Origin of the sequence: Streptomyces sp. MnatMP-M17 (assembly GCF_900091995.1) — a bacterium.
GTDB lineage: Bacteria > Actinomycetota > Actinomycetes > Streptomycetales > Streptomycetaceae > Streptomyces.
Window position 1 is genome coordinate 1 of record NZ_FMDK01001249.1, and the last position, 1,917, is coordinate 1,917.

Sequence of the window (1,917 nt, forward strand, 5' to 3'; positions counted from 1 at the left end):
CTCGCGGATCTCGCGGAGCGCGCCGAGGCGCTGGGCTCGCCGCTGGTCACCGAGCACATCGCGTTCGTACGGGCCGGCGGGCCGCTCACCGCGTCCGCCACGCTCGAAGCGGGACATCTGCTGCCGGTGCCTCGGACCAGGGACGCCCTGCGCGTGCTCTGCGAGAACATACGGATCGCCCAGGACGCGCTGCCCGTACCGCTCGCCGTGGAGAACATCGCGGCGCTGATCACCTGGCCAGGCGAGGAGATGAGCGAGGGCCAGTTCCTCGCGGAGCTGGTCGAGCGCACCGGTGTGCGGCTGCTGATCGATGTCGCCAATCTGCACACCAACCATGTCAACCGTGGCGAGGATCCGGCCAAGGCCCTGGACGAACTGCCGGTCGAGGCCATCGCGTACGTCCATGTCGCGGGCGGTGTCGAGCGTGACGGCGTCTGGCACGACACCCACGCGCATCCGGTCACCCGCCCGGTCCTCGATGTGCTGGCAGAGCTGCGCTCCCGGGTCGCGCCGCCCGGTGTGCTGCTGGAGCGGGACGACGACTTCCCGCCGGCGTCGGAGCTGGCGGGCGAACTGACGGTGATACGCGAGACGCTCACAATCGCGGCCGGCGCCGCTACGGCTACAGCTACAGCTACAGCTACAGCTACAGCTACAGCTACGGGTGAGCCTGCCGCCCTGCCCGTAGCGCTCGTGCCGTCCGAACCGTCCGTGCCTCCCGTACCGCACCGACCGCCCACCGACGCCACGCGCGAGCGGCTCGCGCTGCGTCAGGCGGCCCTGCTCTCCGCGCTGGTCGCCGGTACGCCCGTCCCTGAAGGCTTCGACACCCGGCGTGTGCGCGTGCAGAGCCGTGCCCTCGCCGCCAAGCGTGCCGACGTGATCGCCAAGGTCGCGCCCGAACTGCCCGGGATCCTGGGCAGCGGCTACCGGCCGGCCTTTCTCTCGTACGCCGCGAACCGGCCCATGCGCGCCGGTTACCGCCGTGACGCGCTCGACTTCGCCGAGCATCTGCTGATCGACGGGCGGCCGGAGGATCCCGTCGCCCGGCGGGAGCTGACCTTCTGGTGGCAGGAGCGCGCCGGATCGCGTCCGCCGCGCCGGGCGACCCGGCTCGTCCGCAGGGCACGCGCCGCCCTCGTCGGGATCGGGAGGTGACGGACGATGACCGTGGTCCTTGTGACGGTGGTCCATCTCGCCGTGGCCGTCTCCTCCATACTGCTGATCTCCGCCGTGGTCCGGCTGCGCCGCCGTGGTCAGGGCGGTCCCGTCCATGACGTGATGGAGGCCGCGTTCCTCGGCGGCGGTCCCGGCCGGGTCGCGGACGCCGCGATCGCCGGGATGCACGCGGACGGCCGGATGGTCATCGGCGGTCCCGGCATCGTCTCCGTACCGCACCCGGTCGCCAGGAACGAGGTGGAGCAGGCAGTAGTCCAGGAACACGCCATGGCGCCCAGCGGCGCCCTGCACACGCTCCGGCTCGCGGTGATGCGCGGTCCCGCCGTACAGCGGGTGGGCGACGCGCTCGCGGCCCGTGGGCTGCTGGTGCCTCCGGCGGAGGCGCGCGGGCCGAGGCGCTGGGGCGGGATACAGGCGCTGGTCTGTTTCATCGGACTGCCCGTGTGCTTCGTCCTCGCCATCATGGTGTTCGTCGCGGGCTCCGTCCCGGGCGACGGCAGTCCGGCGGGCTTCTCGCTGCTGCCGACGCTGTTCGCCGGAGTCGTCGTCGGAATGGTCTGTTCGTCCGTCACCGGGCGGCGGATCACCGCGGCCGGGCAGCGGGCGATGCGGGAGTTCGTCGCCGCGCATCCGTACGGCGGCGGCGCCTCGGCGGACCGGCTCGTCGCGGCGTACGGCATCACGGCGCTGCCCGATCCCGTACTGCAACGGCAGTTGCGGGCCGCCGCCCTGCCCCGG

General features: G+C 72.7%; 2 protein-coding genes. Both read left to right on the forward strand.

Going from position 1 to position 1,917, the window contains the following annotated elements; all coding sequences use genetic code 11:
- On the forward strand, positions 1 to 1,158 hold a 1,158-nt coding region (locus GA0115259_RS38300), incomplete at its 5' end, for an MbnB/TglH/ChrH family RiPP precursor modification enzyme (protein ID WP_107469433.1).
- 6 nt (positions 1,159 to 1,164) lie between these two features.
- The coding region (locus GA0115259_RS38305) for a TIGR04222 domain-containing membrane protein (RefSeq protein ID WP_093605237.1) at positions 1,165 to 1,917 on the forward strand (753 nt) is incomplete at its 3' end.